Consider the following 25,652-nt stretch of genomic DNA (forward strand, 5'->3'; position numbering starts at 1 on the left):
CGGTACTCTGATGCAGGTTGCTGTTCGCCGTGCGGCGGACGCGCCGGTGTGGCGGAATGGCAGACGCGGAGCACTCAAAATGCTTTGTCGAAAGACGTGTGGGTTCGAGTCCCACCACCGGTACCGCGATGAGTGGGAAAGCCCTCCGGGCGCACTCAACATGCTTTGTCGAAAGACGTGAGGGTTCGAGTCCCACCACCGGTACCGCGATGAGTGGGAAAGCCCTCCGGGCGCACTCAACATGCTTTGTCGAAAGACGTGTGGGTTCGAGTCCCACCACCGGTACCGCGAACGAGTGGAATCCCAGCTGGGTGCACTCAACATGCTCTGCCGACACAGCTTGTGCAAGCCCCTGCGGGAGGTGTCGGCGACGCCGTAGCGTACCGTCGAGAGCACGGCGTACCTCACGTCGTCCGACACGATGGGACCCGACACCATGACCGCAGAGCACACCGACCCGCGCCAGGACGTCCACGACGCCAGCACCGACGACCGGCTCCAGGGCATCCTCGTGCAGGTCGCAGCAGACCGGTCCCTCACTCCCGACCTCGACGTCCGGGCAGCGCTGGCGGACCGTCTCAGCGACCAGGGCATCGACGTCGACGCCGCCGAGCTCGACCGTCTCGTCGGCTCACTCCCGGGTCAGCCCGGCGAAGAGCCCGGACCGTTCCTCGCGGACGGCGCGACCTCGGCCGACGACGCGAACTGATCAGAAGCCGCGCTCGACGGCGGCGGCCGGACCGTCGGCCTCCGTCGTCAGCTCCGGTCCGCCGACGGCGTCGCCCGTCCACGTGTCGACCCGCCAACCGGTGGTCGTGTCCCCGTCGACGATGATGACGCCCGTGTTCGTGATGGGGTGCGTGCCGATGAAGTGTCCGTCGACGTTCGCCCCGCGCAGCCCGAGCCAGGACCGGAGCATCGCTCCGTGGCTCACGACCACCACGCTCTCCAGTCCGGAACCCTCGAGCTCCTCGATCACGGCGTCGAAGCGCGCGAACACCTCGTGGCCGTTCTCGCCGCCCGGCATCCGGGTGTCGAGGTCGCCCATCGCCCACGCCACGATGGTGTCGATGTAGACCTGGACGGCCTCGGGCGACCCGAGCATCTCGTTGTCGCCGGCGCTGATCTCCCGGAGTCCGTCACGGACGATCACGGGAAGCCCGCTGACTTCGGCGACGGGTGCGGCGGTCTGCTGCGCCCGCACCGCGGTGGAGGCGTAGACCGCGTCGATCCGCTCCCCCACGAGCGCTTTGGGGAGGGCGGCCGCCTGCGTCTCGCCGAGGTCGGTGAGGACGGCGCCGGGGATCGCGGTGTCGAGCAGGCCGGCGACGTTGGACGAGGTCTGACCGTGTCTGATGAGGATGAGGCGCATACCTCCAGGGTAGGCGAGCGACCGGACGGCGGTCATCTCCCGGTGCGGAGTGTGCCGGGATCAGCTGCGCGGGGTCCACTGCGGTTCGGCGCTCCCCAGGACCGCCGCCGGGGACGCGTGGTCGTCGAAGGCGCTGAGCCCGGGGCGGGCCGTCGTCACCGCACCGTGGGTCACCAGGCACCGCGCTCCCGGGAGGTCCGACGGCGGGCGTTCCTCGGATCGTGGCAGTCGCTGGAGCGCCGCACCGACGCGGGCGAGCGACACCGACGACCGGCCGGCATCACCGCCGCCGACGACCGCCGCCACGTCGTCGACGATGGCCGCCGCCAGCAGGTATCCCGCGCTGTGGTCGAGCGCCTGAGCCGGCAGGGCACCCGGGGCGCCGTCCTTCCCTTCGACCAGCGCGATGCCCGTGGCGGCCTGGACCAGGCTGTCGAAACCGCGTCGATCACCCCAGGGCCCCGTCGTACCCCAGGCGTCGACGGAGCCGGTGACCAGACCGTCGCGACCTCGCAGACCGAGGCGCTCGAGGGCGTGTGGTCGGTACCCCGTCACCAGGATGTCGGCCTCGTCGCTCAGCGTCTGCAGTGTCGCGAGGCCGCGCGGTGTCGACGCGTCGAGCGCCGCTGTCCGCTTCCCCTGGCCGCTGTCGGTGTGCTGCCACGGGATCTCGGGGACCTGCGGTGGATCCACGCGCAGGACGTCCGCGCCGAGGAGCGCGAGGGTCCTCGTGGACACCGGACCGGCGATCACCCGCGTCAGGTCGAGGACGCGGAGGCCGCGCAAGGGTTGCCGCCTCGTCGGCCGCACCCGCGAGGCGATCGTCGAGCCGACGGAGCCGCCATGACGCCTGACGAGCGGTCCATCACCGACGGCGGCCTGTGGTGTGGACGACCACTCGGCAGCGCTCCGGACGGCGACGAGGAGGGCGCCGACTCCCGCGGCCTCCGATTCCAGGTCGAGAGCCGAGCGGGAGGCGATCGCCGAGGCGAGCTCTGCGCGGGTGGCCTCGTCGCCGATCCCGAGCATGGCGCTCAGGCGGCGACGATGGTGGGGGTAGTTCGCGTGCGTGCGCACCCAGCCGTCGGCCGCGGCGAAGAAGCCGGACAGTGGCGCGAACGCGTCCACGGCTGCTCCGTCGATCCGCAACAGGCGGTCGCTCTGGTAGGCCGCGGCGATCCGCTCGAGGTCGAGAGCCGTGTGCATCGGCTCGTATCCGAGGGCGATGCGGAGTCGGTCGGCGGCATCCTCCACGGCGCCGACGGCGACCGCGGCGAGCTCCAGGACGGCGAATCGGGAGGCCAGGAGTCCCGCCGACCCGGTCGCCTCACGGTCGATTCCTCCCTGGTCCAGGCCCACGGCGCTGCGGAGGGTGTCGTCGACGAGGACGGAACGGTTCATGGGCATCAGGCTAGACCCACGGCCTCCGGAATCGCGGTGCCACCGCATACCCGGCGGACGACGAAGGCCGTGGTCCCCGTACGGGAGGACCACGGCCTTCGCTGCTGTCGACGACTAGAGGACGTCGCCCACCTTGTGGACGCGGATGTCGTTCGTCGTCCCGGGGATGCCGGGAGGGGAACCGGAGATGATGATGACCGGCTCACCGACGGCGGCCTTGCCCGTGGCGACGAGGACCTCGTCCACCTGGGCGACCATCTGGTCGGTGTGCGTGACGCGCTCGACGACGAAGGACTCGACGCCCCAGTTCAGCGCCATCCGACGACGGATGGCCGGGTCGGGCGTGAACGCCAGGATCGGGATCCGGTTGCGGAGACGGGCCATTCGGCGGACCGACTCGCCCGACTCCGTGAAGACGCAGAGGAACTTCGCCTCGACGAAGTCCGCCACCTCGACGGCCGCCAACGTGATCGCTCCGGCCTGGGTGCGCGGCTTCGTGCCGAGCGGCGGAACGCGGTCGAGACCGTGGATCTCGGTCGACTCGACGATCCGGGCCATGGTCTGCACCGTGATCACCGGGTAGGCGCCGACACTCGTCTCGCCACTGAGCATGACCGCGTCAGCACCGTCCAGCACCGCGTTCGCGACGTCGGAGGTCTCCGCGCGGGTCGGGATGGGGCTGGAGATCATCGACTCGAGCATCTGCGTCGCGACGATGACCGGCTTCGCCATGCGGCGGGCGAGCTCCACCGCGCGCTTCTGCACGATCGGGACGGCCTCGAGCGGGAGCTCGACGCCGAGGTCGCCACGGGCGACCATGATCGCGTCGAACGCCTCGACGATGCTCTCGAGGTTCTCGACGGCCTGCGGCTTCTCGATCTTGGCGATCACGGGGACCTTGCGGCCCTCCTCCGCCATGATCTCGTGGACGCGGTCGATGTCGGCCGCGTCGCGCACGAAGGACAGGGCGATGAGGTCGGCGCCGAGACGCAGTCCCCATCGGAGGTCCGCTTCGTCCTTCTCGCTGAGCGCGGGGACGTTGACGGCGACACCGGGGAGGTTGATGCCCTTGTTGTTCGACACGGGGCCGGCGACGATGACGCGAGTGGTCACGACGGTGTCGTCCGCTTCAACGACCTCGACCTTGACCTTGCCGTCGTCGATCAGGAGGAAGTCGCCCGGCTTGACGTCCTGGGGCAGGCCCTTGAACGTCGTCGAGGAGATCTCCTTGGTACCGAGGATGTCCTCGATGGTGATCTTGAAGATGTCGCCGACGGCGAGGTCGTACGGGCCGCCCTCGAACTTGCCGAGGCGGATCTTCGGGCCCTGCAGGTCGACCAGGACGGCGACGGCACGGCCGGAGTCCTCGGTGGCCTTGCGCACGTTGGCGTAGATGGCCTCGTGCACGTCGTAGCTGCCGTGGCTCAGGTTCATCCGGGTGACATCGACCCCCGCATCGATGATGGCCCGGATGTTCTCATAGCTGGAGACTGCAGGCCCCAGCGTTGCGACGATCTTGGCTCGTCTCATGTGTGTGTGTTCTCCATGGTTTCTGCGCACGAGGCGCTTCGGTACTCACTGCTCGGCATGATGCGTCCGACGCTTGTCGTCCGCCTGAAAGCCTAGAGGGAGATGGGCTGGTCCGTGGGACGGACCGGGAAGGGAAGCTGGGTCTCACCCTCGAGGTACTGGTCGACGGCCGACGCCGCAGCGCGGCCCTCGGCGATCGCCCAGACGATGAGGGACTGGCCACGACCGGCGTCACCCGCGACGAACACGCCGGGCTGGTTGGTCTGGTAGTCGTGCTCCCGTGCCACGTTGCCGCGCCCGGTGAAGGGGAGCTGGAACTGCGACTCGAGTGTCTCGCCCTCCGGTCCCGTGAACCCGAGTGCGAGCAGGACGAGGTCGGCGGGGATCTCCCGCTCGGTGCCGCTCTTCGGCACGCGACGGCCGTCGACGAACTCCGTCTCGGCGACGCGGATCGCCCGCACCTCGCCGGCCTCGTTGGCGAGGAACTCGACGGTCGACACCAGGTACTCGCGGTTGCCGCCCTCTTCGTGCGCACTCGCGACCTCGAAGAGCGTCGGCATCATCGGCCACGGCTGGTGCTCGGGCCGCTCCCCCGCCGGCTGCGTGCCGATGGCGAGGTTCGTGACGGAGGCGGCACCCTGACGGTGCGCCGTGCCGATGCAGTCGGCACCGGTGTCGCCGCCGCCGAGGACCACCACGTGCTTGTCCTCCGCCGTGATCTGGTCGGAGACCGTGTCTCCGGCGCCGACGCGGTTCGCCTGCACAAGGTACTCCATCGCGAAGTGGACCCCGGAGAAGTCACGACCGGGGATCGGGAGGTCGCGCGGCACCATGGCACCGGTGGCGATGACGACGGCGTCGTAGCGGGCGCGGAGCTCGTCCCAGCTGATGTCGACCCCGATGTTCACGCCGGCGCGGAACCGGGTGCCCTCGTCCTGCATCTGCTTCAGCCGGATGTCGAGGTGCTTCTTCTCCATCTTGAAGTCGGGGATGCCGTAGCGCAGCAGACCGCCGATGCGGTCGTCGCGCTCGTAGACCGCGACCGTGTGGCCGGCACGTGTCAGCTGCTGGGCTGCGGCGAGGCCGGCCGGCCCGGAGCCGACGACGGCGACCGTCTTGCCGGTCAGCCGCTCCGGCGGGTGGGACTCGACCCACCCGTTGGCGAACGCCTGATCGATGATCGAGACCTCGACCTGCTTGATGGTCACGGCGGGCTGGTTGATGCCCAGCACGCACGAACTCTCGCACGGCGCCGGGCAGAGACGACCCGTGAACTCCGGGAAGTTGTTCGTGGCGTGCAAGCGCTCGATGGCCGAGCGGCCCTCGCCTCGCCACATCAGGTCGTTCCACTCCGGGATGAGGTTGCCCAGCGGGCAGCCCTGGTGGCAGAACGGGATGCCGCAGTCCATGCAGCGACCAGCCTGCTTGCGGACGGTCGCGGGGTCGCTCTGCTCGTAGACCTCTTTCCAGTCCATGATGCGGACCGGCACGGGCCGGCGCTTCGGGAGCTCGCGCTCCGGTACCTTCAGGAATCCCTTGGGATCAGCCACCGGTCACCTCCAGGATTCGGTTCCATACGATGTCGCCGTCGGGGTCGAGCCCCTCGTCGAGTGCGGTCTGTCGGGTCGCCAGGACTGCCGCGTAATCACGCGGGAGGACCTTGACGAACCGGGCGAGTGAGTCTTCGATGTCGGCGAGCAGCCGGCCGGCCAGCGGAGAACCGGTCTCCACGACGTGCCGTTCGAGGAGGTCGCGGACGATCTCGGCGTCGGCACTGTCGAGTTCGGACAGGGTGAGCTCCCCCGAGGCGAGGGAGTCGCGGTTGACCTGGTCGCGTTCGAGGTCGAACACGTAGGCCGTGCCGCCGGACATGCCCGCGCCGAGGTTCCGGCCGGTCTGACCCAGGATGACGGCGAGACCACCCGTCATGTACTCGAGCGCGTGGTCACCGACGCCTTCGACGACCGCCGTGGCGCCGGAGTTGCGCACCAGGAACCGCTCGCCGACGATCCCGCTCAGGAACATGGTGCCCTGGGTCGCGCCGTACCCGATGACGTTGCCGGCGATGACGTTCTCCTCGGGCGCGAAGGCTGCGCGCTCGGATGGCCGGACGACGATCTGCCCACCGGACAGGCCCTTGCCGACGTAGTCGTTCGAGTCGCCGATGAGCCGCAGGGCGATGCCGCCGGGGAGGAACGCACCGAAGGACTGCCCGGCCGAGCCGCGCAGGGTGATGTCGATACTCCCTGCCGGGAGCCCGTTCTCGCCGTGCCGCCGGGTGACCTCGTGGCCGAGCATGGTGCCGACCGCCCGCTCCGTGTTGCGGATGGGCAGGTCGACCGAGAAGTGGCCGCCGTGTTCGAGCACGTCCGAGGCGGCCGTGATGAGCTGCTGGTCGAAGTGCTTCTCGAGCTCGTGCTCCTGCGGCCGGCGGTTGATCCGCGGCTCGTCGTCGGCGAAGACGGGACCCACGAGGACCGGGGCCAGGTCGAGCCCGGACGCCTTCCAATGGTCGATCGCTCGGTCGGCGTCGATCAGTTCGTTGTGGCCGATCGCCTCCTCGAGCGTCCGGAACCCGAGCTCGGCGAGGTACTCGCGCACCTCCTGGGCGATGAACTCGAAGAAGTTCACGACGAACTCCGGCTTGCCGGTGAACCGCTCGCGCAGCACCGGGTTCTGCGTCGCGACGCCGACCGGGCAGGTGTCGAGGTGGCACACGCGCATCATGACGCACCCGGAGACGACGAGCGGTGCCGTCGCGAAGCCGAACTCCTCCGCGCCGAGCAGTGCGCCGATGACGACGTCGCGTCCGGTCTTCATCTGACCGTCGACCTGCACCACGACGCGGTCGCGCATGTTGTTGAGCATGAGCGTCTGCTGCGTCTCAGCGAGACCCAGCTCCCACGGCGTCCCGGCGTGCTTCAGGGAGTTCAACGGGCTCGCACCGGTTCCGCCGTCGTGACCCGAGACCAGGATCACGTCCGAGAGCGCCTTCGCGACGCCCGCGGCCACCGCACCGATGCCGGACTGGCTCACCAGCTTGGTGTGGATCCGGGCCTTCGGGTTCGCACGCTTCAGGTCGAAGATGAGCTGCTTGAGGTCTTCGATGGAGTAGATGTCGTGGTGCGGCGGCGGCGAGATGAGGCCGACGCCCGCCGTGGCGTGCCGCGTCCGTGCCACCCACGGGTACACCTTCGTCGGCGGCAACTGCCCGCCCTCGCCGGGCTTCGCACCCTGGGCGAGCTTGATCTGGATGTCGTCGGCGTGCGTCAGGTACATGCTCGTCACGCCGAACCGGCCGGAGGCGACCTGCTTGATCGCGCTGCGGCGCGTCGGGTCGAGGAGCCGGTCGACGTCCTCGCCGCCCTCACCCGTGTTCGACTTGGCACCGATGCTGTTCATCGCGATCGCCAGCGTCTCGTGCGCCTCGCGCGAGATGGAACCGTAGCTCATCGCCCCGGTCGAGAACCGCTTCACGATCGACGCGACCGACTCGACCTCGTCGAGCGGGACGGGCGGGCGGGCACCGGCGCGGAGCGTGAACATCCCGCGGAGCGTCATGAGCTGCGCCGCCTGGGAGTCGACCATGTGGGTGTACTCGCGGAAGATGTCGTACCGGCGCGTCTTGGTCGCGTGCTGCAGCTTGAAGACCGTCTCCGGGTTGAAGAGGTGCGGCGAACCGTCGCGACGCCACTGGTACTCCCCGCCCGACTGCAGGCGCTCGTGGGCCGTCGATGCGGCGTCCTCGGGGTAGGCGTACCGGTGACGCTTCGCGTTCTCCTCGGCGATCACCTCGATGCCGACACCGCCGAGCTTCGTCTCCGTACCGGTGAAGTAGCTGTCGACGAGCTGCTGGCTCAGGCCGACGGCCTCGAAGGCCTGTGCTCCGGCGTAGGAGGACACCGTGGAGATGCCCATCTTCGACATGATCTTGAGTACGCCCTTGCCGAGCGCCTTGATGACGTTCTTGACGGCCTGCTCGCGGGTGACGCCCTGGATGAGGCCGCTGCGGACGAGGTCCTCGCAGCTCTCCATGGCCAGGTACGGGTTGATCGCGGAGGCGCCGTAGCCGATGAGCAGCGCGACGTGGTGGACCTCGCGCACGTCGCCGGCCTCGACGACGAGCCCGACCTTCATCCGGTTCTCGGCGCGGATCAGGTGGTGGTGCACGGCGGCGAGCGAGAGCAGCGACGGGATCGGCGCGAGGTCGGAGTTCGAGTCACGATCGCTCAGGACGATGAACTCCGAGCCGGCGAGGATCGCCTGGTCGACCTCGTCGCACATCTCGCGCAGGCGCGTCTCGAGTCCGGCCGAGCCGTCCTCGACGCGGTACAGCGCCTTGACGGTCGTCGTCAGCGGGCTCGCCGGGTTCGGGTCGATGTGCTGGATCTTGGCGAGCTCGTCGTTGTCGATGACCGGGAAGTCAAGGACGACCTGCTTGGCGTGCTCGGGGCCCCACGAGAGGAGGTTGCGCTCCGGGCCGAGCCCGAGCTTCAGCGAGGTGACGACCTCCTCGCGGATCGAGTCGAGCGGCGGGTTGGTGACCTGGGCGAACTGCTGCACGAAGTAGTCGAACAGGAGCCGAGGGCGGTCGGAGAGCACCGCGATCGGGGAGTCCGACCCCATCGCGCCGAGCGGCTCCGCACCGTTCTGGCCCATGGGCTGCAGGAGGATGCGCACCTCCTCCTCGGTGTACCCGAAGGTCCGCTGACGGCGGGTGACGGATGCCGGCGTGTGCACGATGTGCTCGCGCTCCGGCAGGTCGCTCAGGTTGATGCGTCCGGCGTCGAGCCAGTCGCCCCAGGGCGCCGAAGCCGAGAGCTCGTCCTTGATCTCGTCGTCCTCGATGATCCGCCCGGCCTCGGTGTCGACGAGGAACATCTTTCCGGGGCGCAGGCGGCCCTTGCGCTTGACCCGGCTCGGGTCGACGTCGAGGACGCCGATCTCGCTACCCAGGACGACGAGACCGTCGGTCGTCTCCAGCCAGCGACCGGGACGCAGGCCGTTCCGGTCCAGGGTCGCGCCGACGAGTGAGCCGTCCGTGAAGGTGAGGGCGGCCGGACCGTCCCATGGCTCCATCTGCATGGAGTTGAACTCGTAGAAGTCGCGTCGCTCCTGCGACAGCCCGGTCTGCTTCTCCCAGGCCTCGGGCACCATCATCATCATGGCGTGCGGGAGGGACCGTCCGGTCAGCGTCAGCAGCTCCAGGACCTCGTCGAACGAGGCGGAGTCGCTCGCTCCGGGCGTGATGATGGGGAGCAGCGGGCGGATGTCGCCGATGAGCTCGGACTCGAGCTGCGACTGCCGCGCGCGCATCCAGTTGCGGTTGCCCTCGACGGTGTTGATCTCGCCGTTGTGTGCCATCATGCGCAGCGGCTGGGCGAGCGGCCAGGACGGGAACGTGTTGGTGGAGTACCGCGAGTGGACGATGGCGAGCTTGGTCGCGAACCGCTCGTCGGACAGGTCGGGGTAGAACGGTTCGAGCTGGAGTGTCGTGACCATGCCCTTGTAGACGAGCGTGCGGCTCGACAGGGAGATGAAGTACGCCCCGAGCTCGCGCTCCGCCCGCTTCCGGAGCCGGAAGGCGAGTCGGTCGAGGGCGATCCCGGTCGGCGTCGAGGTGCTGGACCCGGTGACGAACAGTTGCTCGAACGCCGGCATGGCCGCACGGGCGAGCTTCCCCAACTCGTCGGGGTCGACCGGCACCTCGCGCCAGCCGAGGACGGTGAGTTCCTCCTCGGCGGCGATCGCGGCGATGCGCGTCTGGAGCTGTGCGCGCTCGGAGGCGTCGGTGGGCAGGAAGGCGATGCCCACGGCGTACGCACCGAGCGGCGGCAGGTCGAATCCGGCGACGCCGCGCAGGAAGGCGTCGGGCATCTGGGTGAGGATGCCCGCGCCGTCGCCGGTCCCGGCGTCGGATCCGATCGCGCCGCGGTGCTCCAGGTTGCGGAGCGAACCGAGCGCCGCGTCGATGATGCTGTGCGAGGCCTCGCCCGTCAGGGTCGCGACCATCGCCAGGCCACAGGCGTCCTTCTCGTTCGCCGGGTCGTACATGCCCTGCTTGGGCGGAACCGAGCTGAACGAAGCGTACGGTGCATGCGCCATGGAATTACCGTCCTCACGAAAGGGGATCAGAAGGGGGACGTCGCTGGCCCTGGGACGAAACGGGTGATGGATCCCCTGCTGAGCCGGAATCCACCGGGCCGACGAGGGTGCGTTCAGCCTAGGAGCGAGAGCCGGTCTTGCTTGTGGCGACCGTGGCTTCGGACGACGGAGTGGATGACGCAGTGCGGTCTGATCCGTCGGCATCGTCGTCGGCGGAGGCACTGCGCAGCCCCAGGTTCTCCGCGTCGGTGTCGTAGTAGTCTACCGCAGCCTTCGGATCGGCCCAGGAACGGCCGGGGACGTACGGCGACGGCTCGGCACCCGTGTGGCGACGCGACTGGATGACGATGATCGCGAGTCCGACGACGATCGCGAGGATCGCGGCCCAGACGTTGGCGCGGATGCCGAACAGGTACTCGCTCGGGTCGATCCGGATGGTCTCCCAGACCGTGCGACCGGCGCCGTACCAGATGAGGTAGACACCGAACAAGCGGCCCCACTGCGGGTTGAAGCGGTGTCCGATCCAGAGGATGACGGCCACCCCCAGCAGGTTCCAGATGATCTCGTACAGGAACGTCGGGTGGAACAGCGTGCCGGCGGGCAGACCGATCGGGAACGCGGGGTTGCTGGCCTCGATCTCGAGGCCCCAGGGCAGGTCCGTGGGGAGCCCGTAGAGCTCGTGGTTGAAGTAGTTGCCGAGGCGACCGAACGCCTGGGCGAGCAGCAGGCCGGGCGCGAGGGCGTCGGCGAAGGTCCAGAACCGGATCCCCGTCATGCGGCAGCCGATGTAGGCACCGACCGCTCCGCCGATGAGCGAACCGAAGATCGCGATGCCGCCCTCCCAGATGTAGAGCGTCCGCAGGAGGTCGGCACCCGGGTAGAAGTAGTCGCCGGGGTGGGTCAGGACGTGGAAGATCCGCGCACCGATGATCCCGAGCGGGATGGCCCACAGGATGATGTCGAGCACGATGCCCGGCTCGGCACCGCGCTTCGTCAGCCGCCGGGAGGTGAGGATGGTGGCGGCGATGATCCCGGCGATGATGCAGAGCGCGTACATGTGCACCGTGAACGGGCCCACGCTGAAGGTCGCGATGTCCGGGTTCGGGCTCGGGATGCTGAGGGGTGCAATCACTGCAGTGGTCGCCTTTCGTTACGAACTCTGATCGAGTGTAGGGCTTTCAGCATCGCGGGCGTGGTGAGGATACCCTCAGCGGGCGGTGCCGGCCGCGAGCGAACGGGCGACCTCGGTGATCGCCGGGACACCGCCGTCGGCGAGAGCCTTGACGAAGACGGAGCCGACGATGGCTCCGTCGGCGTACTCGAGGACCGAGCGGACCTGCTCCGCGGTCGAGATGCCGATGCCGACGCACGCGTGCTGTGCACCCGCCGTGCGGAGCCGACCGACGAGGGTCTTCGCGGCCGCGTCGAGGTCCTGCCGGGCACCGGTGATGCCCATCGTGGAGACGGTGTACACGAAGCCGCGGGAGCGCTCGGTCACGAGCGACAGGCGCTCGTCGCTCGAGGTCGGTGCTGCCAGGAAGACCCGGTCGAGACCGTGGCGTTCACTGGCGTCGAGCCAGTCCGCCGCGGCGTCGGGGGTGATGTCGGGGGTGATGAGCCCGGCTCCGCCGGCCGCGGCGAGGTCGGAGGCGAAGCGCTCGACGCCGTACTGCAGCACCGGGTTCCAGTACGTCATGACGAGGATCGGGACGTCCACGGCGGCGCGGATGGCGCTGATCGCCGTGAAGACGTCGCGCAACCGGAACCCCTCCGCGAGGGCGGTCATGGTCGCAGCCTGGATGACCGCTCCGTCCATCACGGGGTCGGAGTAGGGCACGCCGAGCTCGAGGACGTCGACGCCGTTCTGCGCGAGCGCGATGGCGGCGTCGATACTCGTCTGGAGGTCGGGGAACCCGACGGGGAGGTACCCGATGAGGGCGCCGCGGCGGTCGACGGCGGCGGCGTCGATCGCCGAGGCGACCGGTGAGACCGTCGTGTGGTCGGTGGCCGGGGCGGTCATGCGTTCCGCCCGGCTTCGTCGAGGAGTCCGAAGTAGGTGGCAGCCGTCTCGACGTCCTTGTCTCCGCGCCCGGAGAGGTTGATCAGGATGGTCGCCTCGGGGCCCAGCTCCTTGCCGAGGACGATGGCCCCGGCAAGTGCGTGGGCGGACTCGATCGCCGGGATGATCCCCTCGGTGCGGCTCAGGAGCCGGAAGGCCTCCATCGCCTCGGCGTCCGTCGCGGGGACGTACGTCGCCCGCCCGGTGTCGGCGAGCCAGGCGTGCTCCGGTCCGACGCCCGGGTAGTCGAGGCCGGCGGAGATGGAATGGGACTCGACGGTCTGGCCGTCGTCGTCCTGCAGGACGAAGGTGCGGGCACCGTGCAGGACACCCGGACGACCGCGGCCGATGGACGCGGCGTGCCGAGGGGTGTCGACGCCGTCGCCGGCAGCCTCCACTCCGTAGAGCGCGACGTCCGCGTCGTCGAGGAAGGCGTGGAAGATACCGATGGCGTTGGAGCCGCCACCGACGCAGGCGACGACCGCGTCGGGAAGTGAACCGTTCAGCTCGAGGAGCTGTGCGCGGGCCTCTTCTCCGATGATCTTCTGGAAGTCGCGGACCATGACCGGGAACGGGTGTGGGCCCGCCGCGGTGCCGAAGATGTAGTTCGTGGTCTCGACCGACGCGACCCAGTCGCGGTACGCCTCGTTGATGGCGTCCTTCAGGGTCCGCGACCCCGTCGTGACGGGGATCACGGTCGCGCCGAGGAGTCGCATGCGGGCGACGTTGAGCGCCTGGCGCTCGGTGTCGACCTCGCCCATGTAGATCGTGCAGTCGAGGCCGAAGAGTGCGGCCGCGGTGGCCGTGGCCACACCGTGCTGACCGGCCCCCGTCTCGGCGATGACGCGGGTCTTGCCGATGCGCTTCGTGAGGAGCGCCTGGCCCAGGACGTTGTTGATCTTGTGCGAGCCGGTGTGGTTGAGGTCCTCGCGCTTGAGGAAGATGCGCGCACCACCGGCCGATGCGGCGAAGCGTGGCACCTCGGTGATGATCGACGGGCGGCCGGCGTAGTCGCGGAGCAGCGTCGTCAGCTCGGCCTGGAAGCTCTCGTCGGCCTTGGCGGCCTCGTAGGCCGTCGCGAGTTCGTCGACCGCGGCGATGAGCGCCTCCGGCATGTAGCGTCCGCCGAAGTCGCCGAAGAACGGACCGGCCTCGTCTCGGAGGTGCGTCGGTTCCGCGTGGGCGGGGGTGGCTGGTGACATGGTCATGCGGTGGCTCCCAGGAACTGTTCGAGGGTGGCGACGGGGTCGCCGGTGACGAGCGCCTCGCCGACCAGGACGACGTCGGCGCCGTCACGTCGGTAGGCGGCGACGTCGGCGGCGCGGAGCACAGCGGACTCGGCCACCTTGACGGCGTCGGCGGGGAAACGGTCGGTCAACGATCCGAAGAGGTGTTGGTCGAGTTCGAAGGTGCTGAGGTTCCGCGCGTTGACGCCGATGAGCCGGGCGCCGATGTCGCTCGCTCTGGCCAGCTCCTCGGCGGAGTGGGTCTCGACCAGCGGGGTCATGCCGAGCTGCACGACGAGCTCGTGCAGCGACGACAGCGTGGCCTGGTCGAGTCCGGCGACGATCAGGAGGACCAGGTCGGCGCCGGATGCCCGGGCTTCGAACACCTGGTACGGCAAGGAGATGAAGTCCTTGCGGAGGACCGGGATGCGGATCGCGGCACGGACGGCCTCGAGGTCCTGCAGCGAACCGCCGAACTTCCGGCCCTCGGTCAGCACGCTGACCGCGCTGGCACCACCCTGCTCGTAGAGCGAGGCGAGGAGCGCCGGGTCGGGGATGTCGGCCAGCGCGCCGCGGGACGGACTGGACCGCTTGACCTCGGCGATGATCTTGACCTGGTCGGCCGGGGCGAGCGCAGCGAGGGCGTCGATGGCCGGAGGGGCGTCGACAGCAGCGGCTTCGACGACTGCAGCCGGACGGCCCGCGAGGCGCCCGAGAGCGTCCTCCTTCGCGCCGGCCATCAGGTCGGCGAGCATGTTCAGTGCTCTTTCGCCACGGTCTTGGACCCGCCGACGCCGTAACCCGCCTTGGCGAGGACACCGCCCGTGATCCACCCGAGGAGGAGGACGCCGGCGGAGGCCCAAACGAGGACGGGCATGTCGAGCCAGAAGAAGACCGTACCGGCGGCGAACGCGACCAACATGATGATCACGGCCGTCCAGGCGGCGGGCGAGTGTCCGTGGCCGGGGTCCGAGGGGTCGGTGCTCATGGTTCTCCTTCTGTGCGAGTGCGGGTTCCAGTGTACCGGCAACCGGTGCGCGGTTCCGTGCGTGGGCCACGAGTTCCCAGGTGGCCCGGGGTGCCGTCGGGGGTCGGCGGAGCGGTCAGCGCGTCGGGTCGTCGCCGCGGCTGAGGTCGTCCCAGGCGCCCACCGGGTCGGCGCTCGGGGCCGTCTCGACCTGCGTGAACCGGACGGTCTGGTACTTCTTCGACGGACCGGGCCACCGGCGGTGGGTGAGCACGGTCGCGAGCCCGGCGAGTGCGAGCACGACGCCGAGCACCAGGGTGATCGCCGGCCAGGCGGTGAGCGTGGTCGCCGCGACGAGGTCGATGGTCGACTGGCTCCCGGCGACGCCCGTGGCCTCGGTCACGGCCGCCGCGCCCGCGGTCGCCGGCGAGGCGAGCACGGCGATCGACGAGATCATGACGCAGGCGCCGATCACGGCCTCCAGCAGGCCGAGGATGATGCGGAACACCGGCCCGGCGATCGCCAGCGCGGCGACGAGGGCGAGACCGGCGAGGGCGAGTGCGGACAGGGCGGGAGCGGCGACGGAGCCGACCACGTCGAGCGCGCCGGAGTGTGGGCCGACGCCAACGAGGCTGATCGAGAGCCAGGGCTGGGTCCACGCCGCGAGGATGAGCGCGTCGGCGAGGACGGCGGTGACGAGGAGCAGGGTCTTCATGCGGCGCTGACGACTGCGCAGAGCTCGTGACTCGAGCTCGTCAGCCTCGGACGGTTCGTCGCGCCTCGGCGGCTCCACCGGCCCGGACTGGGGTGCTGCAGTGCTCTCGGTCATGCTCCAACTCGATTCATGGTGTCGGCGATGGCGCTGCGACGACGTCGAGGCTCCGGCCGTCGAAACAGCTGCGCGTGCCCGTGTGGCAGGCAGCGCCGTGCTGATCGACCTCCACCAACAGGGTATCCCCGTCGCAGTCGTAGGCGAGCGCCCGGACGAACTGCACGTGTCCGGAGGTGTCCCCCTTGCGCCAGTACTCCTGTCGTGAGCGGGACCAGTAGGTGACCCGACCCTCGGTCATCGTCCGGCGGACGGCCTCGGCGTCCATCCAGCCAAGCATGAGCACCTCGCGGGAGTCCCACTGCTGCACGATCGCGGGGAGCAGGCCCTGCGAGTCGAAGGTGAGCTGCCCGATCGCGGTCTCCGGGTCAGCGCCCACCGGGATGGTGATGTCCGCGCTCATGCCCGCACCGTCCAACCGGCGTCGGCGAGTTCCTGTTTGACCTGGCCGATCGTCAACTCGCCGTTGTGGAAGACGCTCGCGGCGAGGACGGCGTCGGCACCCGCGGCGATCGCGGGTGGGAAGTCGGCGAGGCGGCCTGCTCCCCCGGACGCGATGACCGGAACCCGGCTGATCTCGCGCATGGCGCTGATGAGCTCGGTGTCGAACCCGGCCTTGGTGCCGTCGGCGTCGATCGAGTTCACCAGCAGCTCGCCCGCACCGCGTTCGATCGCCTCGGTCGCCCAGGCGAGCGCGTCGAGCTCGGTCTCTCGTCGGCCGCCGTGTGTTGTGACGATCCATCCGGACGCGCTGCCGGCGTGTCGCTTCACGTCCAGGGAGAGGACCAGGACCTGAGCGCCGAAGCGGTCGGCGATCTCCCCCAGCAACTCCGGCCGGGCGATCGCGGCGCTGTTCACGCCGACCTTGTCCGCCCCGCTGGCCAGCAGCCGCGAGACGTCCTGGGTCGAGCGGACCCCGCCGCCGACCGTGAGCGGGATGAAGACCTGCTCGGCGGTGCGGCTGACGAGGTCGTAGGTGGTGTCGCGTTCGGCCACGGTGGCCGTGACGTCGAGGAAGGTCAGTTCATCGGCGCCCTGCTCGGCGTAGCGCTTCGCGAGCTCGACCGGATCGCCGGCATCGCGGAGGTCGAGGAAGTTGACGCCCTTCACGACGCGCCCGTCGGCGACGTCGAGACAGGGGATGACTCGGGTGGCGAGTGACACGGAGGCCTCCGCAGAGCGACTGGGACGGGTGGTGAGGGAAGAGCGACTCAGAGTCGGGCGGCGTGGATGGCCGTGACGAGGATGGCGCGTGCGCCGAGCTCGTAGAGGCGGTCCATGACGTCGTTCGCGTCGCCGCGAGGGATCATGACCCGGACCGCCACCCACTCGGGGTCGCGGAGCGGCGAGATCGTCGGCGACTCGATGCCACCGGCGACGGCGGTCGCCTGCTCGAGCAGCCGGACCGGGAGGTCGTAGTCGACGAGCACGTACTGCCGTGCGACGAGGACGCCCTGCAGTCGGCGGATGAGCGTCGCGGTGGTGGGCTTCGTCTCCGGCGACGCGATGAGCACGGCGGTGGAGTCGAGGATCACCGGGCCGAAGATGCCCAGGCCGGCCTTCCGGAGGGTCGTGCCGGTGGACACGACGTCGGCCACCGCGTCCGCGACCCCGAGCTGGACGGCCGACTCGACCGCACCGTCGAGGTGGACGAGCGTCGCATCCACTCCGGCGTCGCGGAGGAAGTTGCCGACGAGGCCGGGGTAGCTGGTGGCGACCGTCTTCCCCGCGAGATCGGAGAGCTCGGAGAACTCGTCGGCCGGACCGGCGAAGCGGAACGTCGAGCCGCCGAAGCCCAGCTCGGCGAGTTCGGTCGCGGCGGAGTGCGAGTCCAGAAGCAGATCGCGCCCCGTGATGCCGATGTCGAGGGCGCCGGAACCGACGTAGGTCGCGATGTCGCGCGGGCGGAGGTAGAAGAACTCGACGTCGTTCCGTGCGTCGACGACGTGGAGCTCCTTGGTGTCGCGACGGGTCGCGTAGCCGGCCTCCTGCAGCATCTCGACGGCGGTCTCGGACAGCGAGCCCTTGTTGGGCACGGCGACTCTCAGCATGGGGTGACTTTCGTGTTGTGCGATGGTGTCTCGACAGGGTGATCAGGAGGCGCGGCGGATGCGCCGCGACGTGCTCCTACAGATGTCGGTAGACGTCGGCGGGGGTGAGCCCCTTCGCCACCATCATCACCTGCACGTGGTAGAGCAGCTGCGAGATCTCCTCGGCCGTCTCGGTGTCGCTCTGGTACTCGGCCGCCATCCAGACCTCGGCGGCCTCCTCGACGATCTTCTTCCCGATGCCGTGCACACCCGTGTCCAGTTCGCGGACGGTGCCGGAACCCTCCGGCCGGGTCTCGGCCTTCAGGCGCAGCTCGTCGAACAGCTCGTCGAAGGTTTTCACGTGCTCCAGGGTACCGGTTCCGGGCGGCGGCGCGCACCGCGGGGGCGCTCGACCGGCCAGCCGAGTCAGTGGGTGTGCGTCGACGCCTCGGCTGCGGCCCGGAGGAGCGCGATGTTCGAGGCAGGATCGGAACCGCTGTAGACGGCCGACCCCGCGACGAAGGTGTCGGCACCGGCGGCGGCCGCGATCCCGATCGTGTCCGCGGAGATCCCGCCGTCGACCTGGAGCCAGACGTCGAGACCGGTGCGCGCGACCTCGGCTGACAGCGCCTGCAGCTTCGGCATGGTCTCCGGCATGAACGACTGTCCGCCGAACCCCGGCTCGACCGTCATGACGAGCACCTGGTCGAACTCCGGCAGGAGTTCCAGGTACGGCTCGATGGGCGTGCCGGGCTTCACGGCGATCCCGGCACGTGCCCCGATGGAACGCAGGCGTCTGGCGAGGGCGACGGGGTCGCTGGTGGCCTCGGCGTGGAACGTCACCGAGTACGCCCCGAGCTCGGCGTAGCCGGGAGCCCATCGATCGACGTCCGAGATCATGAGGTGGACGTCGAGCGGGACCGGAGACACGTCCTGGATGCGACCGACCATCTGCGGACCGAACGTGAGGTTCGGGACGAAATGGTTGTCCATGACGTCGACGTGGACGAGGTCGGCGCTCGCGATCCGCTCCAGGTCGGCCTGGAGGTTCACGAAATCGGCGGACAGGATGCTCGGGTTGATGCGCGCGGACATGTGCTCGAGCCTATCGATCGACAGCGGGTCCGGCCGACTCCGCGGGCTTGCGGAGCAGCGCGATGTACATGGCGTCGGTGCCCTGGCGGTGCGGCCAGAGCTGGACCGCGCCACCGGGCGCCGCGGCATCGAGCGGTTCGGTCGTGACCTGGTCGAGCACCGCGGAGGTGTCGAGCCGCTCCATCCCGGGATGGGCTCGCAGGGCGCTCTCCACGATCAGTGCCGTCTCACCGACGTGTGGTGAACACGTCACGTACGCCACGATCCCGCCGGGAGCGAGCGCGGTGATGGCTGCATCGAGCAGTGAGCCCTGCAGTCGGGTCAGTTCGGAGACGTCCTTCGGCGTCTTCCGCCACCGCGCCTCCGGTCGTCGTCGCAGCGCGCCGAGCCCGGTGCACGGGGCGTCGAGGAGGATGCGGTCGTAGGTCCCGGGATGCGCCGCCGCAAGCGTCGTGCCGTCGGCGGTCGAGACCGACACGTCGAGCGGGACACCTGCGAGGGCGCGCTCCACGAGACGGGCCCTGGCGGGGACCAGTTCGTTCGCGTCGAGGCGCGCCTCCCCGGCGAGGGCCTCGGCGGCCAGCAGCGCCGCCTTGCCACCCGGCCCCGCACAGAGGTCGAGCCATCGCTCGCCGGACCGGACCGGTACCGCGCGGGTCAGCGCGAGCGCGGCGAGCTGCGAGCCCTCGTCCTGGACGCGGAGGCGCCCGCCGCCGGTCCCGACGAGTTGCACCGGGTCGCCGCCGGCGCTGCGGAAGCCGTACGGCGAGAACCGGTTCGGTTCGGCGTCCTCGGGCCGGTCGGCGAGCCCCGGGAGCGCGATGAGGTTCACCTGCGGGGCGAGGTTGTCCGCGGCCAGCGCCTCCTCGAGTTCGTCGCCGCGGTCCTGCAGGTCGAGCGCCTGCCTGATGGCCCGAACGACCCACGACGGGTGGGCGGTGCTCACCGCCAGGCGATCGGTGTCGTTCGTGACCTCACCCAGCAGGATCCGCTCCCACTCGGCTGGTTCGGTCCGCGAGATGGTGCGGAGGACACCGTTGGTGAAGCCGGCCGCCGACCGCGAACCGGCGGACCGGGCGAGTTCGACGGACTCGTTCACGGCGGCGTGGCCTGCGACGCGCATGGAGAGCAGCTGATGGGCACCGAGCCGCAGGACGTCGAGGATCGCGTCGTCGATCTCGGTCACGGGACGCTTCGCCGCGTGCGCGATGACGCGGTCGTAGTACCCGCGTCGGCGAAGGGTGCCGTACGTCAGCTCGGTCGCGAGGCCGGCGTCCGCCGGACTCAACTTCGCCTCGGCCAGCCGGTGTGGCAGGAGGAGGTTCGCGTAGGCGTCCGAGGTGCTGACGGCGTGGATGACGTCGAAGGCCACTCGGCGTGCCGGCTGCACGGTCGCCGAGTCACGCGGACGCGTGGGACGCTGGCGTCCGCGTCGGGGTTCCTCGTTGCGGGGCCGTCGGTCGCGGCGTCGCTGGCCCTCGGGCTGCTGGCCGTTCACGCGGTGACCAGCCGATCGGTTCCAGCGGATGCGCCGCGCCACCAGTCGGCGGCGGGCATCGCCGTGCGCCCGGCCGGCTGCACCTGCAGCAGTTGCAACGGTGTGTCCGCCGTGCCGACCAGGACGAGGCCGTCGACGGACGCGATCGTCCCGGGCGCGGGTGGGTCCGTCGGCATGGTCGTCGCGGGGACGGCGCGGTGCACCTTCAGCCGTGACTCGTCGAGGAGGGTGAACGCGCCCGGTTCGGGGGTCACCCCGCGGATCTGCGACCACACGTCGGCGACGGGGCGGTCCCAGACGATCCGACCGTCCTGGCCGTCGAGCTTCGGCGCGAGCGACACCTCGCCCTGCTGCGGGGCCGCGACCGCGGTGCCGGCGGCGATGGCGGCGACGACCTCCGCGGTGAGCGGTGCGCCGAGCTCGGCGAGGCGGTCGAGGAGCTCCCCCGAGGTCTCGCCCTCGCCGATCGGCGTCTCCACCGACGCGAAGACGTCTCCGGCGTCGAGAGCCGGCACGAGCTGGAAGACCGATGCACCGGTGACCGCGTCTCCGGCCATCACGGACCGCTGGACGGGAGCCGCGCCGCGCCAGGCCGGCAGCAATGAGAAGTGCAGATTGATCCAACCGTGTGCCGGCGCGGACAGGAGGGGTTCACGGACGAGTCCGCCGTACGCGACGATCACGCCGAGTTCCGCACGGAGCGCGACGATCCGCGCGGTCGCGTCGTCGTCGAGACGTGCAGCGCGGATGACCGGGAGCCCGAGCCGTTCCGCGGCCGCTGCCACCGGCGACGGGGTCAGGACCCGCTTGCGGCCGAGCGGGGCGTCGGGTCGGGTCACGACGGCCGCGATCTCGTGCCCGGCCGAGACGAGGGCGTCGAGCGTCGGGACAGCGACGGCGGGGGTGCCGGCGAAGACCAGCCTCATGCGGTTCGGACTTCGTGGACGGGGTGGATCATGACAGCATCTCCGGATCGTCGAATCGTACTCTGAGTGTAGGCGGGGCTTTCGGTGCCCGCCTGCCGGGCGTCGGCCGTCGACGCTTCGCCGCCTGCGCGACGACGGTCGCCCGCAACTGCTCGGCGACCGCCCTGGCGTGGCCGTAGTCGACCCGCAGGATCGCGACGCTGTCCCCCGCTTCGTCGACGGTCGGGCCGAGCACGCGGCTCCGGTACTCGGCAGGCAGTGCGGCGAGAGCGGCATCGACGGCGTCGCGGGTGCCGGTGAGGGTCGCGCTCCGGACCGCGGGAGGGAACCCGAGCTCTCTGCGCTCGGCGAGTTCCTCACTCGCAAACCGCGGTTGCTGCCAGAGGGCGAAGGCGTTCGCCACGGGGGCCTCGACGCCGATCAGCAGCACCGGTGCACGCGCAGCGGCCAGGGCTGCGGCGTTCGACCACCACCGCAGGCAGTCCTCGGAGACGCGGAGCGACTCCCGCGCCAGCATGCGGTCGGCGTCGACCAGGAGGACGGCGGCATAGCCGCCCGCGGCGACGGGCTCCGCGCCTCGGGTCGCGATCACCAGCGCCGGCTCCGGGCCGACCTCGAACTTGGGGGCGTCTCCGTCCGACACCACGACCCGGTACCGGGGGAACGCCCGGCCCAGTTCCTCGGCGGTCCGGCCGGTGCCGGCGGCCGTGACGCGGAACGCGGTGTCGTGACAGGTCTCGCACGACCACCCTGCCGCGAGGTGACCGCACCACCGGCAGGAGGGCTGCGAACGGGCTGTGGCGAGTTGGAGTGGACCGTGGCACACCGAGCAGTGGGCCCTCGTCCCGCACCGTCGACAGGCGAGGTGCGGCGCGTACCCCGGCCGCGCGACCTGGACCAGCACGGGTCCGTGATGCAATGCCTCGTCGACCGCGCGCCACGCGCTCGACGGGATCCTCGCCTGGCTCGTCATGGCGTCGTCGCCGCTCGCCCGGGACACGACGACTCTCGGTCGTACCGGCGGGGTCGGTGCGACCTCGCGCAGCCAGCCGAGTTCGACGAGTCGCTGCGTCTCGGTACTGCGCGAGTGCGCGGCGAAGACGAGGGCGGATCCGCTCATCTCCTGCCGGGTCAACGCGACGTCGCGGGCGTGCACATAGGGGGCGAGCTGCTCCTGATGGAGGGGGTCGCCGTCGTCCCAGAGGGCGATGAGTCCGAGGTCGTGCGCCGGTGCGTAAACGGCCGACCGGTTGCCGACGACGATCCGGGGTACCGGATGCAGTCCGTCCAGGTAGGCGCGGTAGCGAGCAGCCGGGGTCTGCTTCGCGTCGGCCCTCGCGACCGCGTCACCGACACCGAGGTCGTCGAGCGCCGCCAGGAGGTGTTCGACGTCCCGGTAGTCGGGGACGCACAGGATCGCACTCCTCCCCTCGGACAGCTGGTTCACGGCGAGAGCCGCCAGCGTGAAGGACCAGTCGGGGAGCCAGACGCCCGCGCTCGTCGCGGTCAGGGTGGGGATCGCGCTGATCGCGTACCGCTCCCCCGGCGCGAGACGGTCGAGGGTGCCAGGGGCGAAGCCCGGGACGGTGCGCCGCTCGACCGACGGAGGCTCCGGCGGGGTCGCGGCGGTCCAGGTCTTCTCCACCCGGACCTGTCGCGGCGGAATGGCGAGACGCAGGACGTCCATCGCGCTCCCGGCGCTGCGATCCGCGATACGGCGTGCGAGCGTCCACAGGGTCGGGGTCAGGACCGGTACCGACGACACGACCGAGCTCAGCGGGCTGAGCGCTCCGCCGAACTCGCTCGAGTCGGCAAGGTCCACGATGAACCCGTTCGCCGACCGTCCGGCCGAGCGCAACGGCACCGAGACGCGCGCGCCGAGCACGGCGTCATCGGCCAGGTCGTCGGGGATGGCGTAGTCGAACAGGTGGTCGAGCTGTGGCAACGGGGAGTCGAGTACCACCCTGGCGACCCTCGCGCCGACCACGGCTACAGCCCGGCTGCTGACCGCAACGCCTCCACCCGGTCGAGACGCTCCCACGTGAAGTCGGGGAGCTCGCGGCCGAAGTGCCCGTACGCCGCCGTTGCGGCGTAGATGGGGCGGATGAGGTCGAGGTCGGCGATGATCGCGGCCGGACGGAGGTCGAAGACGTCGCGGATCGCGCGCGTGATGTCCGCCTCCGGCACATGGGCCGTCCCGAAGGTCTCGACGTAGAGCCCGACCGGCGCGGCCTTGCCGATGGCGTAGGCGACCTGCACCTCGAGACGTTCGGCGAATCCGGCGGCGACCGCGTTCTTCGCCACCCAGCGCATGGCGTATGCGGCCGAGCGGTCCACCTTCGACGGGTCCTTCCCGCTGAAGGCCCCACCGCCGTGTCGAGCCGCTCCACCGTAGGTGTCGATGATGATCTTGCGTCCGGTGAGCCCCGCGTCGCCCATCGGGCCACCGACGACGAAGATGCCGGTCGGGTTGATCAGGTGGGTCACGTTCGAGCTGTCGAGTTCGACCGTCGCGAGGACCGGTTCGATGACGTGACGCTGGACGTCGCGACGCAGCTGCTCCGTGGAGACACCCGGATTGTGTTGCGTGGAGACCACGACCGTCTCCACGGTCTTCGGGAGGAAGCCGTCGTATCCGATGGTGACCTGGGTCTTGCCGTCCGGGCGCAGATAGTCGAGCTGGCCGGACTTGCGGACCTCGGCGAGTCGCTCCGCGAGACGGTGTGCGATCCAGCTGGGCAGCGGCATGTACTGCGGTGTCTCGGTGGTCGCGAACCCGAACATGATCCCCTGGTCGCCGGCGCCCTGGAGGTCGTAGGCGTCGACACTGGACTGTTCGCGGGACTCGAAGGCATGGTCGACTCCGGCGGCGATGTCGGCGGACTGCGAGCCGATCGACACGCTCACGCCGCAGGAGTCGCCGTCGAATCCGATGTCGGACGAGGTGTAGCCGATGGACCGGATGCGCTCGCGGACGATCGTCGGGATGTCGACGTAGCCGCTCGTGGAGACCTCACCGGCGACATGGACGAGCCCGGTGGTGACGAGCGTCTCGACGGCGACTCGACTGCGCGGATCCACCTCGAGGAGCGCGTCGAGGATGCTGTCCGAGATCTGGTCGCAGATCTTGTCGGGATGCCCCTCGGTCACGGATTCGGAGGTGAACAGGCGCAGCTCGGTCATGCGGTCTCCCGTCGGAAGTGGTGGTGCGATGGTGGAGGGATCGGCCGTCGCGGTGTTCCGGGGCCCGACCGTTCATCACTCTAGTCGAGGCCTCGGACACGTCGTCCGTCCGTGACGCGGGGCGTCGGCGGCGGCGGGAACGGGCCCGACACGACGAATCCGCCGGTCGTCTGGCGCCCGGCGGATTCGTCGTGGTGAAGCGGTTATTCGGCGATCGGCTTGATCTGGAGCTTGTCCTCGTTGATCTCGTGCATCGCGATCGAGAGCGGCTTGTCCTCGACGGACGAGTCGACCAGCGGCCCGACGTTGTCGAACAGGCTGCCCTCGTGGAGGTCGGCGTAGTAGTCGTTGATCTGGCGCGCGCGCTTGGACGCGAAGATCACGAGTGCGTACTTGGACTCGACCTTGGTGAGCAGGGAGTCGATGGGCGGATCGATGATGCCCTTGAGCTTGTCAGCCATGCAGGTTCACACTCCTCGTGTGGTTGTGTTCGGGGAAGATCGGATCGATGCGGGGTGCGCGTCGGACGTCAATCCCCGTGAATCTTCATCAAGTCTACGACCTCTTGGGCCGCGCGGGCCACGTCGTCGTTGATGACACGGTGGTCGAACTCGTCCGCGGCGGCCAGTTCGACCTTCGCGGTGCGCAGTCGGCGCTCCCGTTCCTCCTCGTCCTCGGTGCCCCGTCCGACCAGTCGACGGACGAGTTCGTCCCAGTTCGGCGGCAGCAGGAACACCAGGGTCGCCTCCGGCATCGCCTCCCGGACCTGCCTGGCACCCTGGATGTCGATCTCGAGCAACGCGCTGTCGCCGGCCGCGAGCGCTCGCTCGATCGGCTCGCGTGGCGTGCCGTAGCGGTATGCGTTGTGGACCGTGGCGTGCTCCAGCAGGCGGTCGCCCTCGATGAGGCCGTCGAACTCGTCGTCGGTCACGAAGTAGTAGTTCACCTCGTGCTGCTCCCCCGGCCGGGGCTTGCGTGTCGTGGCCGAGACGGAGAGGTGGACCTCCGGGTAGTGGTCGCGGATGTAGGCGGCCACCGTCCCCTTGCCGACGGCCGTCGGGCCGGCGAGCACGACGAGTCGGCTGCGCGCGGTGCCCGGGTAGCGTTCGGCGATGAAGGCGCGGAGGCGATCCCGCTGCAGTCGGCCGAGACCGCCGAGGCGCTTGACCGAGGAGATGCCGAGCGATTCGAGGATCCGCCCCAGTTTGGTGACGCCGACACTCGGGATGCTGAGGAGGTACTCGGTGATGCGGATGCCGCCCTCGATGCCGTCCGGATCGGCGGTCGCGGCGTCGATCACCTCCAACGGGGTGCGAGCGCCGGAGGCGATGGACGCCTTGACGGTCGCGCGGGCGCGGCGCTTGCGAACGGCCTCACGTGAGGCGGCGGCCCGGTCGACCTCCGGCATGTTCCTGCCGGGCTGGTCCTGCT

Annotated in this window: 23 protein-coding genes and 2 tRNA genes; 3 read left to right on the top strand and 22 right to left on the bottom strand. The window is 70.1% G+C overall.

Annotated elements, in window-relative coordinates; translation table 11 throughout:
• The first annotated feature begins 42 nt into the window (after window positions 1–42).
• The 3 genes from ACQ3HE_RS01205 (at window position 43) to ACQ3HE_RS01215 (ending at window position 709) form a co-directional block, all read left to right on the top strand.
• A tRNA-Leu gene (locus ACQ3HE_RS01205) sits at window positions 43–123 on the top strand.
• A gap of 74 nt (window positions 124–197) precedes the next feature.
• Window positions 198–285, top strand: a tRNA-Leu gene (locus ACQ3HE_RS01210).
• A gap of 151 nt (window positions 286–436) precedes the next feature.
• Window positions 437–709 carry a hypothetical protein gene (locus ACQ3HE_RS01215; RefSeq protein ID WP_430890934.1) on the top strand — a complete coding sequence of 91 codons (273 nt, stop codon included), beginning with the start codon at window positions 437–439 and terminating at the stop codon, window positions 707–709.
• Here the strand turns inward: ACQ3HE_RS01215 and ACQ3HE_RS01220 are convergent, their stop codons facing one another.
• The 22 genes from ACQ3HE_RS01220 to gmk all read right to left on the bottom strand — a co-directional run bounded on the left by ACQ3HE_RS01220 (window position 710) and on the right by gmk (window position 25,629).
• Window positions 710–1,372: a histidine phosphatase family protein gene (locus tag ACQ3HE_RS01220; protein ID WP_079705948.1), complete on the bottom strand. Its 663-nt coding sequence runs from the start codon at window positions 1,370–1,372 to the stop codon at window positions 710–712.
• A 60-nt stretch (window positions 1,373–1,432) separates the two neighbouring features.
• A complete protein-coding gene (locus ACQ3HE_RS01225) occupies window positions 1,433–2,773 on the bottom strand; it encodes a CoA transferase (protein WP_430890935.1) in 1,341 nt (446 codons plus the stop codon).
• A 114-nt stretch (window positions 2,774–2,887) separates the two neighbouring features.
• Window positions 2,888–4,303: a pyruvate kinase gene (gene pyk, locus ACQ3HE_RS01230; protein WP_079705946.1), complete on the bottom strand. Its 1,416-nt coding sequence runs from the start codon at window positions 4,301–4,303 to the stop codon at window positions 2,888–2,890.
• A gap of 92 nt (window positions 4,304–4,395) precedes the next feature.
• Entirely contained in the window at window positions 4,396–5,853 is a 1,458-nt protein-coding gene (locus ACQ3HE_RS01235; RefSeq protein ID WP_192004899.1) for a glutamate synthase small subunit, read from the bottom strand.
• Window positions 5,846–10,408: a glutamate synthase large subunit gene (gltB, locus tag ACQ3HE_RS01240; protein WP_430890937.1), complete on the bottom strand. Its 4,563-nt coding sequence runs from the start codon at window positions 10,406–10,408 to the stop codon at window positions 5,846–5,848. The genes ACQ3HE_RS01235 and gltB overlap by 8 nt, the downstream gene beginning before the upstream one ends.
• Before the next feature lie 118 nt (window positions 10,409–10,526).
• Window positions 10,527–11,540 (bottom strand): prolipoprotein diacylglyceryl transferase, encoded by a 1,014-nt coding sequence (gene lgt, locus ACQ3HE_RS01245; protein WP_079002517.1) that lies wholly within the window; start codon window positions 11,538–11,540, stop codon window positions 10,527–10,529.
• A 75-nt stretch (window positions 11,541–11,615) separates the two neighbouring features.
• Complete coding sequence (gene trpA, locus ACQ3HE_RS01250; protein WP_274499946.1) at window positions 11,616–12,428, bottom strand: tryptophan synthase subunit alpha; 813 nt, start codon at window positions 12,426–12,428, stop codon at window positions 11,616–11,618.
• Window positions 12,425–13,675, bottom strand: a complete 1,251-nt coding sequence (trpB, locus tag ACQ3HE_RS01255) for a tryptophan synthase subunit beta (RefSeq protein WP_370281926.1) — start codon at window positions 13,673–13,675, stop codon at window positions 12,425–12,427. The genes trpA and trpB overlap by 4 nt, the downstream gene beginning before the upstream one ends.
• On the bottom strand, window positions 13,672–14,448 hold the full coding sequence (gene trpC / locus ACQ3HE_RS01260; RefSeq protein WP_430890939.1) for an indole-3-glycerol phosphate synthase TrpC: 777 nt from the start codon (window positions 14,446–14,448) through the stop codon (window positions 13,672–13,674). Before trpC ends, trpB begins: the two co-directional genes overlap by 4 nt.
• Before the next feature lie 2 nt (window positions 14,449–14,450).
• Window positions 14,451–14,681: a DUF6704 family protein gene (locus tag ACQ3HE_RS01265; RefSeq protein ID WP_079705940.1), complete on the bottom strand. Its 231-nt coding sequence runs from the start codon at window positions 14,679–14,681 to the stop codon at window positions 14,451–14,453.
• Window positions 14,682–14,796: 115 nt separating this feature from the next.
• Window positions 14,797–15,489: a Trp biosynthesis-associated membrane protein gene (locus ACQ3HE_RS01270; protein WP_430890941.1), complete on the bottom strand. Its 693-nt coding sequence runs from the start codon at window positions 15,487–15,489 to the stop codon at window positions 14,797–14,799.
• Between the two features lie 13 nt (window positions 15,490–15,502).
• Window positions 15,503–15,892: a phosphoribosyl-AMP cyclohydrolase gene (gene hisI, locus ACQ3HE_RS01275; protein WP_274499944.1), complete on the bottom strand. Its 390-nt coding sequence runs from the start codon at window positions 15,890–15,892 to the stop codon at window positions 15,503–15,505.
• A complete protein-coding gene (gene hisF, locus ACQ3HE_RS01280; RefSeq protein ID WP_079002513.1) occupies window positions 15,889–16,653 on the bottom strand; it encodes an imidazole glycerol phosphate synthase subunit HisF in 765 nt (254 codons plus the stop codon). Before hisF ends, hisI begins: the two co-directional genes overlap by 4 nt.
• A gap of 47 nt (window positions 16,654–16,700) precedes the next feature.
• Complete coding sequence (gene hisG, locus ACQ3HE_RS01285) at window positions 16,701–17,540, bottom strand: ATP phosphoribosyltransferase (RefSeq protein WP_064293848.1); 840 nt, start codon at window positions 17,538–17,540, stop codon at window positions 16,701–16,703.
• Between the two features lie 76 nt (window positions 17,541–17,616).
• Window positions 17,617–17,880, bottom strand: coding sequence for a phosphoribosyl-ATP diphosphatase (locus ACQ3HE_RS01290; RefSeq protein WP_064293847.1), 264 nt, complete (start codon window positions 17,878–17,880; stop codon window positions 17,617–17,619).
• A 65-nt stretch (window positions 17,881–17,945) separates the two neighbouring features.
• Window positions 17,946–18,614 carry a ribulose-phosphate 3-epimerase gene (rpe, locus tag ACQ3HE_RS01295; protein ID WP_121290668.1) on the bottom strand — a complete coding sequence of 223 codons (669 nt, stop codon included), beginning with the start codon at window positions 18,612–18,614 and terminating at the stop codon, window positions 17,946–17,948.
• A 10-nt stretch (window positions 18,615–18,624) separates the two neighbouring features.
• Window positions 18,625–20,112 (bottom strand): RsmB/NOP family class I SAM-dependent RNA methyltransferase, encoded by a 1,488-nt coding sequence (locus tag ACQ3HE_RS01300; RefSeq protein WP_430890943.1) that lies wholly within the window; start codon window positions 20,110–20,112, stop codon window positions 18,625–18,627.
• Window positions 20,109–21,038 carry a methionyl-tRNA formyltransferase gene (gene fmt / locus ACQ3HE_RS01305; protein WP_430890945.1) on the bottom strand — a complete coding sequence of 310 codons (930 nt, stop codon included), beginning with the start codon at window positions 21,036–21,038 and terminating at the stop codon, window positions 20,109–20,111. Before fmt ends, ACQ3HE_RS01300 begins: the two co-directional genes overlap by 4 nt.
• A gap of 28 nt (window positions 21,039–21,066) precedes the next feature.
• Window positions 21,067–23,001 carry a primosomal protein N' family DNA-binding protein gene (locus ACQ3HE_RS01310; RefSeq protein WP_430890947.1) on the bottom strand — a complete coding sequence of 645 codons (1,935 nt, stop codon included), beginning with the start codon at window positions 22,999–23,001 and terminating at the stop codon, window positions 21,067–21,069.
• A gap of 26 nt (window positions 23,002–23,027) precedes the next feature.
• Entirely contained in the window at window positions 23,028–24,221 is a 1,194-nt protein-coding gene (metK, locus tag ACQ3HE_RS01315; RefSeq protein WP_064293843.1) for a methionine adenosyltransferase, read from the bottom strand.
• A 203-nt stretch (window positions 24,222–24,424) separates the two neighbouring features.
• The gene (rpoZ, locus tag ACQ3HE_RS01320; protein ID WP_056005756.1) at window positions 24,425–24,682 is read right to left on the bottom strand and encodes a DNA-directed RNA polymerase subunit omega; all 258 of its coding nucleotides are present in this window, start codon (window positions 24,680–24,682) and stop codon (window positions 24,425–24,427) included.
• A gap of 68 nt (window positions 24,683–24,750) precedes the next feature.
• Window positions 24,751–25,629: a guanylate kinase gene (gene gmk / locus ACQ3HE_RS01325; RefSeq protein WP_430891907.1), complete on the bottom strand. Its 879-nt coding sequence runs from the start codon at window positions 25,627–25,629 to the stop codon at window positions 24,751–24,753.
• Between the last annotated feature and the right edge of the window lie 23 nt (window positions 25,630–25,652).

The organism is Plantibacter auratus (assembly GCF_050587365.1).
GTDB lineage: Bacteria > Actinomycetota > Actinomycetes > Actinomycetales > Microbacteriaceae > Plantibacter > Plantibacter auratus.

Bases quoted from the DNA above. Each gene is read 5' to 3' on its own strand.
- trpB (WP_370281926.1), bottom strand. From the start codon at position 13,675: ATGACCATGTCACCAGCCACCCCCGCCCACGCGGAACCGACGCACCTC.
- rpoZ (WP_056005756.1), bottom strand. From the start codon at position 24,682: ATGGCTGACAAGCTCAAGGGCATCATCGATCCGCCCATCGACTCCCTG.
- ACQ3HE_RS01215 (WP_430890934.1), top strand. From the start codon at position 437: ATGACCGCAGAGCACACCGACCCGCGCCAGGACGTCCACGACGCCAGC.
- hisI (WP_274499944.1), bottom strand. From the start codon at position 15,892: ATGAGCGCGGACATCACCATCCCGGTGGGCGCTGACCCGGAGACCGCG.
- ACQ3HE_RS01270 (WP_430890941.1), bottom strand. From the start codon at position 15,489: ATGACCGAGAGCACTGCAGCACCCCAGTCCGGGCCGGTGGAGCCGCCG.
- trpA (WP_274499946.1), bottom strand. From the start codon at position 12,428: ATGACCGCCCCGGCCACCGACCACACGACGGTCTCACCGGTCGCCTCG.
- fmt (WP_430890945.1), bottom strand. From the start codon at position 21,038: ATGAGGCTGGTCTTCGCCGGCACCCCCGCCGTCGCTGTCCCGACGCTC.
- ACQ3HE_RS01220 (WP_079705948.1), bottom strand. From the start codon at position 1,372: ATGCGCCTCATCCTCATCAGACACGGTCAGACCTCGTCCAACGTCGCC.
- ACQ3HE_RS01225 (WP_430890935.1), bottom strand. From the start codon at position 2,773: ATGAACCGTTCCGTCCTCGTCGACGACACCCTCCGCAGCGCCGTGGGC.
- ACQ3HE_RS01265 (WP_079705940.1), bottom strand. From the start codon at position 14,681: ATGAGCACCGACCCCTCGGACCCCGGCCACGGACACTCGCCCGCCGCC.
- metK (WP_064293843.1), bottom strand. From the start codon at position 24,221: ATGACCGAGCTGCGCCTGTTCACCTCCGAATCCGTGACCGAGGGGCAT.
- trpC (WP_430890939.1), bottom strand. From the start codon at position 14,448: ATGCTCGCCGACCTGATGGCCGGCGCGAAGGAGGACGCTCTCGGGCGC.
- hisG (WP_064293848.1), bottom strand. From the start codon at position 17,540: ATGCTGAGAGTCGCCGTGCCCAACAAGGGCTCGCTGTCCGAGACCGCC.
- gltB (WP_430890937.1), bottom strand. From the start codon at position 10,408: ATGGCGCATGCACCGTACGCTTCGTTCAGCTCGGTTCCGCCCAAGCAG.
- gmk (WP_430891907.1), bottom strand. From the start codon at position 25,629: ATGCCGGAGGTCGACCGGGCCGCCGCCTCACGTGAGGCCGTTCGCAAG.
- rpe (WP_121290668.1), bottom strand. From the start codon at position 18,614: ATGTCCGCGCGCATCAACCCGAGCATCCTGTCCGCCGATTTCGTGAAC.
- pyk (WP_079705946.1), bottom strand. From the start codon at position 4,303: ATGAGACGAGCCAAGATCGTCGCAACGCTGGGGCCTGCAGTCTCCAGC.